The organism is Rheinheimera sp. ATLC3, assembly GCF_059429535.1.
The window spans coordinates 1,007,642-1,021,884 of sequence record NZ_CM182103.1; the positions used below are offsets into that span (position 1 = coordinate 1,007,642).

The 14,243-nt window shown below is 50.8% G+C and carries 14 protein-coding genes; 7 read left to right on the plus strand and 7 right to left on the minus strand.

Going from position 1 to position 14,243, the window contains the following annotated elements:
• Positions 1 to 7 precede the first annotated feature (7 nt).
• The 4 genes from AC5SV9_RS04745 to AC5SV9_RS04760 all read right to left on the minus strand — a co-directional run bounded on the left by AC5SV9_RS04745 (position 8) and on the right by AC5SV9_RS04760 (position 3,794).
• Positions 8 to 583, minus strand: coding sequence for a dienelactone hydrolase family protein (locus AC5SV9_RS04745; protein ID WP_475146734.1), 576 nt, complete (start codon positions 581 to 583; stop codon positions 8 to 10).
• Positions 584 to 685: 102 nt separating this feature from the next.
• Positions 686 to 2,143 carry a serine hydrolase domain-containing protein gene (locus tag AC5SV9_RS04750; RefSeq protein WP_475146736.1) on the minus strand — a complete coding sequence of 486 codons (1,458 nt, stop codon included), beginning with the start codon at positions 2,141 to 2,143 and terminating at the stop codon, positions 686 to 688.
• Between the two features lie 96 nt (positions 2,144 to 2,239).
• Positions 2,240 to 3,157 (minus strand): winged helix-turn-helix domain-containing protein, encoded by a 918-nt coding sequence (locus AC5SV9_RS04755; protein ID WP_475146738.1) that lies wholly within the window; start codon positions 3,155 to 3,157, stop codon positions 2,240 to 2,242.
• A 106-nt stretch (positions 3,158 to 3,263) separates the two neighbouring features.
• Positions 3,264 to 3,794, minus strand: coding sequence for a hypothetical protein (locus AC5SV9_RS04760; protein WP_475146739.1), 531 nt, complete (start codon positions 3,792 to 3,794; stop codon positions 3,264 to 3,266).
• 218 nt (positions 3,795 to 4,012) lie between these two features.
• Between AC5SV9_RS04760 and AC5SV9_RS04765 the strand changes: the two genes are divergently transcribed.
• Positions 4,013 to 5,434, plus strand: coding sequence for a hypothetical protein (locus tag AC5SV9_RS04765; protein ID WP_475146741.1), 1,422 nt, complete (start codon positions 4,013 to 4,015; stop codon positions 5,432 to 5,434).
• 18 nt (positions 5,435 to 5,452) lie between these two features.
• Here AC5SV9_RS04765 and AC5SV9_RS04770 read toward each other — a convergent pair whose 3' ends face one another.
• Positions 5,453 to 6,238 carry a substrate-binding periplasmic protein gene (locus AC5SV9_RS04770; RefSeq protein ID WP_475146743.1) on the minus strand — a complete coding sequence of 262 codons (786 nt, stop codon included), beginning with the start codon at positions 6,236 to 6,238 and terminating at the stop codon, positions 5,453 to 5,455.
• Positions 6,239 to 6,560: 322 nt separating this feature from the next.
• On the opposite strand from AC5SV9_RS04770, the gene AC5SV9_RS04775 reads away from it, so the two are divergent.
• The 3 genes from AC5SV9_RS04775 to AC5SV9_RS04785 all read left to right on the plus strand — a co-directional run bounded on the left by AC5SV9_RS04775 (position 6,561) and on the right by AC5SV9_RS04785 (position 8,028).
• Entirely contained in the window at positions 6,561 to 7,094 is a 534-nt protein-coding gene (locus AC5SV9_RS04775; protein WP_475146745.1) for a lipocalin family protein, read from the plus strand.
• Between the two features lie 214 nt (positions 7,095 to 7,308).
• Entirely contained in the window at positions 7,309 to 7,746 is a 438-nt protein-coding gene (locus AC5SV9_RS04780; protein ID WP_475146747.1) for an OsmC family protein, read from the plus strand.
• A 63-nt stretch (positions 7,747 to 7,809) separates the two neighbouring features.
• Complete coding sequence (locus AC5SV9_RS04785; RefSeq protein WP_475146749.1) at positions 7,810 to 8,028, plus strand: hypothetical protein; 219 nt, start codon at positions 7,810 to 7,812, stop codon at positions 8,026 to 8,028.
• 15 nt (positions 8,029 to 8,043) lie between these two features.
• Here the strand turns inward: AC5SV9_RS04785 and AC5SV9_RS04790 are convergent, their stop codons facing one another.
• Positions 8,044 to 8,481 carry a MarR family winged helix-turn-helix transcriptional regulator gene (locus AC5SV9_RS04790; RefSeq protein WP_475146751.1) on the minus strand — a complete coding sequence of 146 codons (438 nt, stop codon included), beginning with the start codon at positions 8,479 to 8,481 and terminating at the stop codon, positions 8,044 to 8,046.
• Between the two features lie 102 nt (positions 8,482 to 8,583).
• Here AC5SV9_RS04790 and AC5SV9_RS04795 point away from each other — a divergent pair, with 102 nt between their 5' ends.
• Entirely contained in the window at positions 8,584 to 8,799 is a 216-nt protein-coding gene (locus tag AC5SV9_RS04795; RefSeq protein ID WP_475146753.1) for a hypothetical protein, read from the plus strand.
• Here the strand turns inward: AC5SV9_RS04795 and AC5SV9_RS04800 are convergent.
• Positions 8,792 to 8,959 (minus strand): hypothetical protein, encoded by a 168-nt coding sequence (locus tag AC5SV9_RS04800; protein ID WP_475146755.1) that lies wholly within the window; start codon positions 8,957 to 8,959, stop codon positions 8,792 to 8,794. The two genes, AC5SV9_RS04795 and AC5SV9_RS04800, sit on opposite strands and share 8 nt — an antisense overlap.
• Positions 8,960 to 9,161: 202 nt before the next feature.
• Between AC5SV9_RS04800 and AC5SV9_RS04805 the strand changes: the two genes are divergently transcribed.
• Positions 9,162 to 10,178, plus strand: coding sequence for an RDD family protein (locus AC5SV9_RS04805; protein WP_475146757.1), 1,017 nt, complete (start codon positions 9,162 to 9,164; stop codon positions 10,176 to 10,178).
• Positions 10,179 to 10,424: 246 nt separating this feature from the next.
• Positions 10,425 to 14,240 carry a bifunctional proline dehydrogenase/L-glutamate gamma-semialdehyde dehydrogenase PutA gene (gene putA, locus AC5SV9_RS04810; protein ID WP_475146759.1) on the plus strand — a complete coding sequence of 1,272 codons (3,816 nt, stop codon included), beginning with the start codon at positions 10,425 to 10,427 and terminating at the stop codon, positions 14,238 to 14,240.
• Positions 14,241 to 14,243 lie beyond the last annotated feature (3 nt).

A 14,243-nucleotide genomic window follows, 5' to 3' on the forward strand; every position in this document is an offset into this window, starting at 1 on the left:
GCCATACTCAGGCTGGTACAGTTGCAAGACTATGCAGCAGTGCCAGATACTGCTGATACCCCGCCTCAGCAAAGGCTTGTGATGCCGGATTGATAAAACCATGGGCGTAAGGTGTGCTGATGGCAGCGACGCCCTGCTGTTGTAACTGCCGGCAGATATCGGCCACGGCAAAATGTGGCTCGCTGTGGCCAAAAATCACTTGTGTAGCTACTTGCGGTTTAAGCGCCAGATGCGGGTGGATTTGGCCGGGGTAAAACAGTATCGCCTGCTTAAGTTTGCTGCTTTCAGTAGCTGCTAAGGCGCGCCACAGCGCAGTGGCGCCGGCGCTAAAACCGATGGCCAGATCAAACGGCTGTGAGCTGTGTTGCAGTGCCTGTGCGGCCAAAGCGGCATAGGCATCATGGCCGCATATGGCAGTATAAGCAGCATAAGCCTGCGCTTCATCGGCAAACTGCTGCGCTTTGCCCTGATAAGGGTCAACAAGGTGCAGCGTAGCGCCGCTCTGGCGTAAGTCGGCCAGCAAACGATCGAGACCAGAACATAAGCCGAAGATATCGCTAAGCACTAATACAGACCTTGCCACTTTTACTCCTTAGATTTAACCAAACATTAAAGCCAAAGCACCGGCTTTATATTCGCCGCCTGGCGACGCTGGTGATGGCTGTTGTTAGCATTGCTATCGGCGCTATTGATTGGTGTTTTCGCCATCGAACAGCGTTACCGAGTAGGTTTGATGTTTGCCGGTGTCCAGCCTGTAGTGTGCCTGTGCGCCGTTAAGGGTGGCAATACCAACATTGTTTATAAGCAGCAGGCGTTCGCCCTGTGTGGTGCTGTAAGCAAACACCGGCCAGTCGACGCCTGTACGTTTACCGGCGTTAAAGCCGTTTACCCACTGTGCGTAGTCGGTTTCATTGTCGCTCAGCTGGCAATAGCTGCTGTTACAGGCAATAGCGCCGCTTAGCGTTTGGTGTTTATTAGCAATACGATAGCTATGATTGGCCAGTGGCAACGGTTGGGCGTTATCGAGGTAAAGGCCAGCTAAGGCAAAGGCTAACTTATCCATCGACACTACCCAGTTGCTGTTGGACAAAATAGCGATGCTGAGATCTTGCTGTGGATAAACCGCCAGAATAGCGCGGGCACCGGGGGTTGAACCGGCATGATGATACACGGTTCTTTGTTGCTCATCTTTGGCAATACGCCAGCCAAAACCCACCTGATAGCGACTGTCGCTAACGATACTGCCATCTTGCAGGGTTGCCGGGCTAAACAGTAATTGCTGCAGTGCTGGTTGTTGCCTGGCTTTTTGCAGCACCGCGGCGCCAAAATAGGCTAAATCTGTTGCGCTGGCACTTAGCCCGGCGCCAAAGGCACTGTAGGACATTTCACCGAAGGCAAGTTCACGCGCACCGCCGGGCTCTAGCTCATACAACTTGCTGCTGTTTTTGTGTAGCTGATGGATATTCTCCACCAAAGGTGTGGCTTTACCGCTCCAGCGCGCAATAAACTGCGGTACCGAGCTGGCTAAAGGTTGCTGCGTGATCTTTTCGTACAAGGCACCAGCCAGCGTATAGCCGTGCGTTGAGTAGTGATATTCCGTGCCGGGGCGGGAGATTAGATCACGGTTTTTCAGTGTAGTAACGGCGGCCATAGCTGAGCGGTAGTGGCTATCGTAAATATCGGCATCTTTTAACTGGTAATGCGGCATGCCCGAGGTATGCGCAAGTAACTGCCGCAGGGTAATAGCTTGGTATTTCTGTGCCAGCCCGGGGTAATAGCGGCCAATTGCCGCGTCCGGGTCCAGCTGCTTAGTAAGCACCAGCTCCGCCAGCATAGTGGCCCCCACTATCTTCGATACACTAGCCAGGCGAAATAGCGTGTCGGCATTGACGCTCTGCTTAGCGGCGACATCAGCATAGCCGCTTGTAGTGGCTGCCAACAACTTGCCCTCGCGCACTACGGCAACTGAAAAGCCGGGCACGGCAGTCGTGTGCTGCAGCGCATTGACCACGGCAGTAAGCTGTTGCTGGTATACCGACGCTTTGCTATCCAGAGGGGATTTAACTGAGGTTGTGCTCGAGGTTGTGCTGGCAGATGCCAACGGCAAACCCAATACCCAAACCATCACTATCAGACGTTTCATATCATGCTCCTTTTTTTCAAGCATTGGGCATGATGCTTAGCTAAGGCGCCAGTTAATAAGGGTTAGGCTTAGTTATGTTTGGTTATGCAGCGCCCGCTAAGCTGGGTTAGCCAGCGCGCGCAGCGCAGGCCATATAGGGTGCAGTGGCTGTTCGCGCTGCTCTTTGCTCAGGTAAAGCTTACCCGATGCCAGTAGCTGTTCAATGCCCTGCAGGTGCGATGCCAACAGTTGCATTAGCGCTTCTTCTGAGGCGGGGTCAATGCTGTCGGAGCGCAGCACCGTGGCCGTTGTCGGTTCAATGATACTAAGGGTAACGATAGCGCTGTTATTTACCGCAACGATGTCAACATAGCTGATAAGCGCAAGCCGGTCTTTTCTTGCCTGCAGTGGCAGTGCCGTATCGGCACGCTGGCGCGACAATATCAGCTGGATATTGCCTGTTGCAGCGGCCTGGTTAAGCTGCTGCTGCCAGGCTTGATAAATGGCTTGCGCACTTGTTGGCATCTGCTCTGGTGCTATGTTTGACCACAGTGCAATACGATTACTGCTTATCGCCTCAGGTTTAGGCGGCCAACTCAACATCGCCGCTGTGAACAACATTAGGGCAATCAGCAGCGCTGCCGCGAACAGCAGTGGTTTTTGTCGCAGGCTATAACGCCTGCCTGATGCAGGAACTGCAACATCGGTTGCTACAGCGGTATCAGTTTCAACATTAGACCGGGCAATCAGTAAGCGATAGCCCTCGCCCCGCACCGCCTGTATCGTTAAGCCGGTGATTGATGATTGCTGCAAGGCTTTTCTTAGCACAAACACCCGTTGTTTTAACGTCTCCGGGCTGACATGCTGTTTGGGCCATACTGCAGAAGTTAGCTCGCTTACCGACACCAGTTGCTCAGGCTGTTGTGCCAGAGCGTGCAGTAATTTAAAGCTAAGCGGATTTAAACTCAGTGTTTGCTGATCTTTGCTGACACTAAATTCCCGTTCGTCAAATATCAGTGCTTCAACTGCGTTCATAGCCTATCCACTGTCTTACTTACAATATCCGCATTATTAAACATCAATTCCCGCCGATGGCAAAGCAGCTAACTTAACGCCATTTGCTAACTACTGTGTAGTAGTACTAGCGGTTGCTATAGATTTTGTTGGCTTCATAGGCTTCCAGCTCCAGCGGTGAATTGTCATAGCCGTATGTCAGTAAGTCAGCAAAGTGCCGGGTAATCACCTGCTCTAAGCTGGCACGCTCTATTTGCAGCACATGCACCAGCTCGTGTGCCAGTCTGGGCGTATTGAGCGGATAGTCTTTTCTGACATATATCGAATAGCCGAACACCTGAGCATTATTAATAATGCCGTCGCCAATAAAGCCGGTGGCTTCACCGACTAACTTCAGCATAGGGTTATGGTATGGAAAGGGCACAACATCAACATATACCAGCCTGACCTTTTCTGGCTGCTTAATGCCAATTTCTGCCGCCAGGGCTAACTGTTCAGCACTGAGCGGATCACCCAGCTGTAAACCGGCAACTTCTGTGTCACTGGCCCAGTCAATGTACTGCGGCAGAATAAAGGCCGAGATAAGATGTTGATGAAACAGAATAATGCCGCCAACCAACACCACCAGCAGGGCCAGCATCATTTTTAATTTACTCATAGGGGTAACATCCAAACTGTTAAAGCGACATGATGCTGCACTGAAAATATGATTTTGCCCATTCACTTATTGTTACAACTCATTTCAGCAATAACGGCTGTAACGTATTCTGGCTGACAGGCTTTTTGTCTGATATCGAATTTGCGGCAACACTTCGCTTAAAGATCGCTTACATTGCAGCGCTGGCGTGTGCTTATTGTTTTTTACGCTAATATGAAATGTTTAAGTGGCAGCAGGAGGTCGCCACTAAATTACATCAGTTTTTTGCGTTAAACATTGCCGATATTCAGGGAGGAATTATGCCTATTAAACACATCTTAGCTTTGGGCTGCGCATTACTTTTAACAACCGCCTGTACCTGTAAACCTGAAGCTGAATCCGAGTTTGCTGCCAGTGAAGCCAGCTTACGCACTGATGGCGCTATTACCCAACAGTTTCATTCGGTGATTTACTACCCTGACGAACTGTCACTGCAGTTTCCCGGTTACATTGTCGGGGTAGAAAAAGTGCGTGTGGCTAAGATTTCTAACACCCCCAAAGAAGTTATCCTGACTACTCAGGTGCCAAATAACGATAACAGCGCCGAAGAATTATATGACTTGCTGATTGACCAAAAAACGATGCTGGTTACCCATATTATGCGCAACCAGCCGCAGGAAAACTGTGCTATCTACAGTGCCTATACGTCCAGCGACAGCAATAAGTCAGAGCATTGCCAGCAGGAAAACCGCTTTGAAGGTAATTTGTATCAGCAAAGCTGGCAGGCGATGGCCGCGCTGCGACAGAACCTTGAGGCTGACATTAGCGCTAAAAAAGCCACACCCGATCTAACTGATGACTATACCCACATTTTTGTGTTGGTGATGGGTTGGAACACCGATCAGGAAGAAGCAGTACGCAACTTTAATTCAATTCTCGGTAACCTGCAAAAGGCTTCAAAAGGTGAGATGAGGCCGTTGTTTATCGGTTTAACCTGGCCAAGTTTATGGTCAAGCAGCTTTATCGACCCGCTGGCCAAACTGTTCAGCTACCCTAACAAAGCAAATGATGCAGATGAGGTGGGCCTGAGCTGGCTTGGAGTCTTGCTACATCAAACCATTAAAGGCTTGGATGTGGCAAAAACCATTGTTGTCGGCCACAGCTTTGGCGCCAGAGCGACATCGATGGCAACCTGTGTCGGGCCTGCCATAACACCAGATGGCACCATGTTAGCGCGCAACAACATAGATTTACTGGTGAGTCTGCAGGGGGCTTACTCAATTTCCCGTTTTTACCCGGACAGAGGCATTGAAACCCCGCAGTATCAGTATTGCCGGCAGGCCGCCAGGGTGCTGCTGACGTCATCTATCCGCGACACCGCTATGGACACCGGCATTTGGGCCCCCTTTGTCGGCAATGAAACCACGTACACAACATACTGCGAAGATAAAATTGAAGACAACTTTAGTTGTCACAAGGTAGGCTCAACGGGCACTTACAGCTTTGGTGACATAAAAGAACGCTTTGTCTATGTAAATGCTGACGAGCTGATCCGCTATATTGCTTATAAATCCGGTGGTGGTGCGCACAGCGATATCTACCGACAGCCGATGGCTGACTTGCTCTGGAGTGCAATTTCAGCTTTGGCACCGGCTAAATAAGTCTAAACATCTAAGCCGTCACGGGCAGCTCAGTTGTTGCTGCGACTGCGCTGCCCTGGCTTCAATTTCGCTGATCATCGAATCAGCGTATTCGCCCTGATATAAACGTCTGAACTCGCCTTGCAGCACCAGTTTATTTAGCGCGCACTGCCAGCTGTTGACAATACTATCGTCTACGGCTTTGGAAAATGCGATATACATTTCGATGTTTTTCAGCGGATAAACCGGCTGTAAATCAAAGCCGGCGTTTTGTAATTCAGCTAAGCGTTTAGGCGTAACATCGTCGTGCATTGCGATTAAATCCGCACGGCCTATCTGCAGCATTTTATAGCAATCGCCAGCCTGTAAGCTGAGGATCAGGTTTTTGTCGATAACAAAGCCAAGCGAAAACAACTCGTTGACGATACTGTTATTGCGGGTTTCGCATGCCACATGGTTTTCCAGTAAATCAGCCAGACTGGCATTTTCGGCCACCGTGCCACGTTGGGCGTAGAGGTTGACGGAATACAGTTTAATCGGGCCGACCCATTTAAATTTGTTCTCGCGCTCGGCAGAGCGGATAGTGTCGTAAACCATCACATTGTCACTGCTTACGGCTATAGCGTAGGCACGTGCCCAGGGCAGGATTTCTATTTTTGCCGTGTCACTCAGTTGTTGCTGTATCGCCTTAACCAACTGGGTAGACATACCATACACCTGGCCATACTTGTCTGTTAAGCGCCCACGGCCGCTTGGCTCGGTAATAATACGTAGTTCAGCCTTCTGAGCGGTTTCACTGCCGGCTGCCTGTGTGGTTAATGGCATAAAAATGAGGAGTAGCAGTGCTGTGATAAACAGTCCCGGCCATGTGATGTAACAGTCCGTATTATTCACCTAAAGCTCCCAACATAACGACACAGCATTAACGGCAACACCACTATTGTAGAGGAAAAGCGTTAATCAAGCTGAACTTAACACGCCATTTGTAGCCTTTTTTAACGCAGTTACTGCATTGATTTTGATGCCAGCCTGATAAACAGCAGGCCCGTGTTGGCTGCCGGGTTATGTAAAAAATCGCGCCTAACCTGATACAAAGCCGCAGATAGTGCGTAGTGTCATGAGTGTTTAAACCGAAAAAGGAGCTGCAATGAGAACCGCTGTTTACCCTGTTTTGATATTTATTCTGCTCACTACCCTGCCCGGCTGCACCGGCAAGCCAGATAACGTGACGCCGGTGAGCCCCTTTACGCTGGAACGTTATCTTGGTCAGTGGCATGAAATTGCGCGGCTTGATCACCGCTTTGAGCGTGGCTTAACGGATGTAACAGCGAACTACAGCCTGCGTGAAGATGGCGGTGTAACAGTAATAAACCGCGGCTTTAACAGTGAGGATAACGAATGGCAGCAAGCTGAAGGTAAGGCCTACTTTGTGGGTGACTCTAACACCGGCGCGCTTAAAGTGTCTTTCTTTGGCCCGTTTTACGGTAGTTACAATGTGGCGCGCTTAAGCGACGATTACAGCATGGCGTTGGTGATCGGGCCGTCGCTGGATTACGCCTGGTTGCTATCACGCAGCAAAGCACCGCCAAAAACGCAGTGCGATGCCTTTATGCAAACCGCTACCGATTTAGGTGTTAAGCCACAGAGCTGGATTTGGCTGCAGCAGTGTGGCGCAAAATAACCCGGCGGGAACATTGCTGACAGTCTGTGCTGTCAAACCTGCAACTTTTACAAATTACACTCGCCGGCATGAACACCTTACAGGGCTGACTAACGGCTGTGTTGCTGCAAGCGCCGCTATGACGCACTGTTGCCGGGTTGGAACAGCTCTTGCTGTACTCTTTAGCAGAATTAACCGCCACAACCGGCGAATGTTAAGTAAGAAGGAGGACCAGATGGCAATTATCAATTGGGCAACGGCAAAATATGAAGGCCTGGGTAAAGACGGCAAAGGTCAGGTGTCTACCCAATCAGGCGCGCTGCAGCATCAACCTTACGGTTTTAACACCCGGTTTGAAAATAAGGCCGGCACCAATCCGGAAGAACAGATAGCTGCCGCTCATGCATCCTGCTTTACCATGGCACTGTCTTTTGCTTTGGCCAAACAGGGCTTTAGCAAAGGTACACTCGAATCGAAAGTGGACATTACGCTGGTAAAAGACGGTGATGGCTACACCATTACCAAATCAGAAATCCGTCTGGATGCGAAAGTACCCGGTATCAGCGGTGAAGACTTTGAGAAAACTGCGGTAGAAGCCAAATTAAACTGCCCGATATCCAAGCTGTTAAACTGCGATGTGACGCTTGATATCACCTCATTCGACGGCAATTAAGCCCACCGCGCCTGCAATGCAGTACGCTGCTTTGCTGGCGCACACAACCCGGAGACCAAGCAGATGACAGCAGACTCCTCAAAGCAGAACAGCCACAGCATTGCCAGATACGAAGCATTAAAAACGGCGATAGCTAACAATGAAGTACAGCGGATAAAAGAGTTGCTGGCTGACCAGTCGATGCAGCCACTGGAAAAAGACTATCTGCTGGACTTAGCCCGGCTGGACGATAACCGCACTATCATAGCCCTGCTTGAAGCCGTGCCGGTGCACAAAGAGTAGTGGCGCCAACATAATTTATTTTTCAGCGCTAACCAGGTTCTGGTACATCTGCGCCAACACTGTTGCGGCCTGGTGCTGCTGCTGTAGCGTTATGCCTGTCAGCATTTTACCGGCTATGCCGCGCTTTTTAGCTTTTAGCTCTGCTGCCAACTGTTCCCCTGCTGCTGATAACAACAGCTGTTGACGCCGGCCATCGGCTGGATCTGGTGTACGTTGCAATAAGACTGCTTGTTCTAAATCGTTTACCAGCCGGGTAATTTGCGCCTTATCGCGCCGTAGCATCTGTGCCAGCTGCTGAGCACTAATGCCTGGTTTTGCCGCCAACAGCAATAACAAACGGCTGTGCATAGCGCTAAGCCCCGGCAACTCGGGTGCCAACTGCTGAAAAAACTGGCTGCGAAGCTCAGCGGTTAACTGCTGCAACTGATCGAGAATATCCTGCTGTTTGTTCATTACCTTACCCCTACGCCATCAACATAGTTGACATAGTCAACAAAAAGATTAACAATAAAGTTGATTATATCAACCAATATAGTAAAAGCCAGTCAGGAGTTAATGATGTCTGATATTCATATCTGCCCAACCTGTAATGCCAGAGCCAAAAAAGTTCACACCGCCGACAGCCAGGACTATCAACTAAAAGCAGTGCAGGATGATGATGCATTCGCCAAAATTAACCAGCTAAAGCAAATGCTGGAAAAAGAAAAAAGCCGCAATGCCGCATTGAAGGAAAAAATTGCTTCACTGCAGGCGTTAGCTCTTTTTACCTGAAAAATGTGACCACCAGCGCCACTAAGCCGGCAATGCAGAAAACAGGGATCAGCAGCACCACGCCGGCGATAGCTATACCGGTGATCAGATCCGGGTAATTAAAATGGCTGATACAACCACTGTTACCACCACCAAAACTCAGGCACAGATCAGCAAACACTGCGGCACACCCCAGCCATGCAAGGCCAATAAATAACGTCAGCAGCCAATAAAAGCCTGCGCTTTTCTTTTTCTTAGTTGTCGGTTTAATGGCTTATCTCCTGCTGTCTCCGCCTCAATTCAGCCAGACAGTATTTCACATTGCTTTGCACTAACCGTATAGTTAAAGTAATTTCAATTCAGCCGGTTAGAGTAAGCATACTATGAGCATCCAGCAACCTGAAAACAACCCAGGCATTACCGAAATATCGCCGGATACCTTTGTCGATAGCAGCGGTCATCAGTTGGATGAACATCAGGTACGCGCTGTTGTTACCCCTCATGTGTTTGCGGTAGCGCCCGAACTGATCGGCAAACCTCTGGCAAAACCTGCGCGCCGGGGCGTTGCCATGGCGATAGACGGTTTTTTTATTGCAGCTTTGACGTCCGGCAGCCTGATTTTTGTACTGCCTATGCTGGCATATATTGCCTGGGCGCGCTGGAAGGCAGCTAAAACCGGTCAGATGGCACTGTTGCTGACGGCAGGCTTACTGATGTTTATCAGCAATAACTGGCTGCCTTCGCTACCAGCGAACAATAACGTTAAGCAATTTACCACCAGCGCTTTGTTTGCTGCGAATGCGCTGAAAATGTCGCAGGATAGCTGCGATATCGTGTGTGCAGAAGATCAGCTGAACTTACTGCTGCCCCAACTGCATGCAGCCACGCTGACAGAAGCCGAGCAAAAAGAAATACTGCAGGCACTGCTTGATGCCAGCAACGTTGAAGATGACAGCAAAGTATCGCTGTACAAACAAGCGGTCAGGCAGCTGCAAGCCGGGCCGGCCACTAACACTGCGGCTATTACCGGCGCGGTTACCCCCGAGGCTGACATCACAGCGTCGTGGTGGCAACGCTTACAGCGCTCTGATCACAGTATTCTGAAATGGATCCAGGGTATTTTATCTGATCTGGGTATCGGCTTTGGCTGGGCGATAGGCTATTTCACGTTGTTTATCGCCTGGAACAACGGTCAGACTATCGGCAAAAAGCTATGCGGAATCCGAGTTGTGCAACTGGACAACAAGCCACTGTCACTGTGGGGAGCCTTTGGCCGTCAGGGCGGCTACAGCGCTGGCTTTGCTACCGGTTTGCTGGGCTTTTTGCAGATATACTGGGACCCAAACCGTCAGGCAATACAGGATAAGCTGGCCGATACGCTGGTACTGCGGGAGAAATAGTCCTTAGCCTGCGATCAGCGCGACATAGAATAAACTGCCGCTGTGTTAGTTTTCCGGGCTGACACAGGTTAACAATTCACGGCGACTTTGAAAAAATACCGAACTTTATACCGATAAAACACACATAACCCATGTGATTTACTGTTTTTACACCAAATTACACTAGCCTATTTTGTCGTATTTTCTTTAGTATGCGCGAAGTAACCCCATGTTAACCCGGCGTAGCGCCTAGGCGTTTATGCCCCTATGACAGGCCGACTTATGTTATTTGATGCTGATTTGACCACCTCTTGCCCGTTACGGCAGAAAATCCGTAACCATTACCGTATCGATGAAAACAGTGTGATTGATTTGCTGTTGCCGCTGGCAGAAGTCGGCGTGAAAGCCCGCAGCCGGGCATGGGAACGGGCGCGGCAGATGGTTAAAACGATCCGTAAAGAGCAAGACGGCCAGGGCGGCATAGATGCCTTGCTAAACGAATTTTCGCTGTCGAGCGAAGAAGGCGTAGTACTGATGTGTCTGGCTGAAGCCCTGCTCAGAGTACCCGACAGCGATACGCAGGAGCTGCTGATCCGCGACAAACTGGTCAAAGGCGACTGGAGTGCGCATTTGGGCACCAGCGAGTCGTTATTTGTTAATGCCTCGTCCTGGGGCTTGCTGATCACCGGCAAAATGGTCAGTTACAGTGACAAAAACAAAGCAAAGCAATTTGGCATCCTGAAAAAAGCTATTGGCCGCCTTGGTGAACCGGTGATCCGCCGCTCGGTAAACTATGCGATGAAAATTATGGGCAAGCAGTTTGTCATGGGCACCAATATTGATGATGCGATAGAACGCGCTGCCGACACAGAGAAAAAAGGCTATGTCTACTCTTACGACATGCTGGGCGAAGGTGCCCGCACGATGGAAGATGCCGAGCGTTACTACCAGCATTACTTAACAGCCATACATGCTATCGGCAAAGCCGCTGACGGCCGCGGCCCGGTAAAAAGCCCCGGTATTTCAGTTAAGCTGTCAGCTATTCATCCGCGTTATGAATTTAGCCACCGCGAGCGGGTGATGTCAGAGCTGTTGCCAAAACTAAAAGAGCTGGTACTGGTAGCCAAAAGCTATGATATTGGCTTTACCGTTGATGCCGAAGAAGCAGACCGGCTTGATTTGTCGCTGGATATCATTGAAGCAATCTACAGCGACGACGCGTTGGGTGACTGGGGCGGCTTTGGTCTGGCGGTGCAGGCGTATCAAAAACGCGCGCTTTTTGTTATCGAGTGGCTGGTGCAACTGGCCAGACGGGTAAAACGGCCGCTGATGGTGCGGCTGGTAAAAGGGGCTTATTGGGATACCGAAATCAAAACCACCCAGCAAAAGGGCCTTGACCATTACCCGGTATTTACCCGCAAAGCTTCCACCGACGTGTGCTACAAAGCCTGTGCTATCAAGCTGCTGGAAGCGCGTGACGTTTTATACCCACAGTTTGCTACCCATAATGCCTATACCGCCGCAACCATATTAGAAGTTGCCAAAGGCGACCACACTGGCTTTGAGTTTCAGCGCCTGCACGGCATGGGCGAATCCTTATTCGATCAGATTGTCAGCAGCGAAAAAATTCAGTGTCGCGTTTATGCACCAGTGGGTGAACATGAAAACCTGCTGGCTTATCTGGTGCGACGCCTGTTGGAAAACGGCGCCAACTCGTCTTTTGTTAATGCTATTGTCGATACCCGCCAGCCGGTAGAAGCGCTGCTGCCTGATCCGGTCGAAACCTTGCAGGGCCTGCGCAATAAGCACAATACGCAGATAAAGATGCCTATTGATTTGTACGGCGATGAACGGGCCAATTCAAAGGGCCTGGATTTAACCGATGTCAATACGCTGCTGCCGTTTAAAGCCAACCTCGATAACTGGCTACGCCAGCACGCGCGGAGTGAACAGCAACTGCCAGACGACGCTATGGCTGTACGAAACCCGGCTAACCAGCAGCAAATTATCGGCGCGGTGCGCCTGCACAGCCGTGAAGATATGCAAAAGATGCTAAAACAGGCAGATGAAGCCTTTGCCAGCTGGTCGCAAACCAGTATTAACCAGCGCGCCAATTTACTGCGCCGTATTGGCGATAGCCTGGAACGTCATCACGACGAACTGGTGGCCATTTGTATTAAAGAAGCCGGCAAAGTCGCGCAGGATGGCATAGACGAAGTACGTGAAGCCGTCGATTTTTGCCGCTACTATGCCGCCCGGGCTGAAGAGCTGGCGCAAGACGAGCGCTTTGAGCCACGCGGCGTGGTGCTGTGTATCAGCCCGTGGAACTTCCCGCTGGCGATTTTCCTCGGCCAGGTTGCCGCAGCCATTGTTACCGGCAATACCGTTATCGCCAAACCGGCCGAGCAAACCAGCCTGATTGCACTGCGCGCGATAGAGCTGATGCATAACGTAGGTTTACCCGAGCACGTGGTGCAGGCCGTATTGGCCCGCGGTGCTGATGTGGGTGAAACCCTGTTGCCTGACCCTCGTATTCAGGCGGTGATGTTTACCGGTTCAACCGATACCGGTAGCTTAATCTCCCGCACCTTAGCGCAGCGCAATGATATTCAGGTGCCGCTAATCGCCGAAACCGGCGGCCAGAACTGCATGATTGTCGACTCTACCGCCCTGCCCGAGCAGGTGATTGACGATGTGATAAGCTCTGGCTTTCAAAGCGCCGGCCAGCGCTGTTCAGCGCTTAGGGTACTGTTTATTCAGCAGGACGTTGCCGATGGTATTATCGACATGCTAAAAGGCGCACTGGCACAGCTGCAGGTTGGCGATCCGGCGCTGTTAAGTACCGATGTGGGCCCGGTAATTGACAGCAAAGCCCTGAAAACCCTGCAGCAACATGCTGAAGACATGAAAGACAAAGCCACTTTATTGTATCAGTGCAAGCTACCTGAGCAAGGCAACGACGGCTTTTTCTTTGCACCACGTTTGTACGAGATAAAAGATTTATCGGTGCTAAAACGTGAAGTGTTCGGCCCCTGCGTGCATGTGATCCGCTACAAAGCCAGCGAACTGGACAAGGTTATGGACCAGATAAATGGCACCGGTTACGGCCTGACAATGGGTATTCACTCGCGCATTGAAGATCGCTGTGATTATTTGGCTAAAATGTCGCGCGCCGGCAATGTCTATGTTAACCGCAATATGATCGGCGCTATTGTTGGTGTGCAGCCTTTTGGTGGCCGCGGTTTATCTGGCACAGGCCCCAAAGCCGGTGGCCCGAACTATCTGCTGCGGCTGGTAAAAGAGAAAGCGTCGCCGGAAAACGTACAGATGACCAACTTAAGCCCGGACGAGCTAAACCGGCACAACAGCCCGGACGCAGAAAAACAGGTTGCTCAGTTAATGGCAAACTCGTTACGCGACGAAAAAACCTGGCGCGCTACGCCACTGAACGACCGGGTATCGGCGCTGCGCCAGTTACTGGCCAAAATAGCCACTGTCGATATTATTGATGAGCTGGCAGATGATTTGGCACTGACGCTGGCAGATGCCCGCGCCCAGCTGAACCGGCTGGAAAAATATATGCGTAAAAGCACCGAGCTGCCCGGGCCAACCGGTGAGTCGAACACCCTGCATATCGAGCCTCGTGGCTGTGTGGTGTGCTACGCCGATAAAAGCACCTCGTTTAATTTCTGGGCTATTTCGATTATCACCGCTTTAGGGGTGGGTAATACCGTCATTACCGTTGCGTCCGAACTGTTTTATGAAGAAGCCAACGCCTTTAAAAATAAGTTTCTGGCAACCGGCGTGGCAGAGGGCGTATTTCAGGTCGCCAAACCCGAACAACTGCAGGCTATTCTGGCGCATCCGCATTTGGCCGGGGCTGTCGTTGCCGCACGCTCATCCAGGTTTGGCTACTTCAGCCAGCAACTGGCAGAGCGCGACGGCGCAATTTTGCCGGTGATCAGTGCCGAATATTATGACACGCTGATCAAACGTCTGGTGACGGAGAAAACGATCAGTGTTGATACCACTGCATCAGGCGGTAATACCTCACTGATGACGATGGTGGAAGACGACGAGTAACAG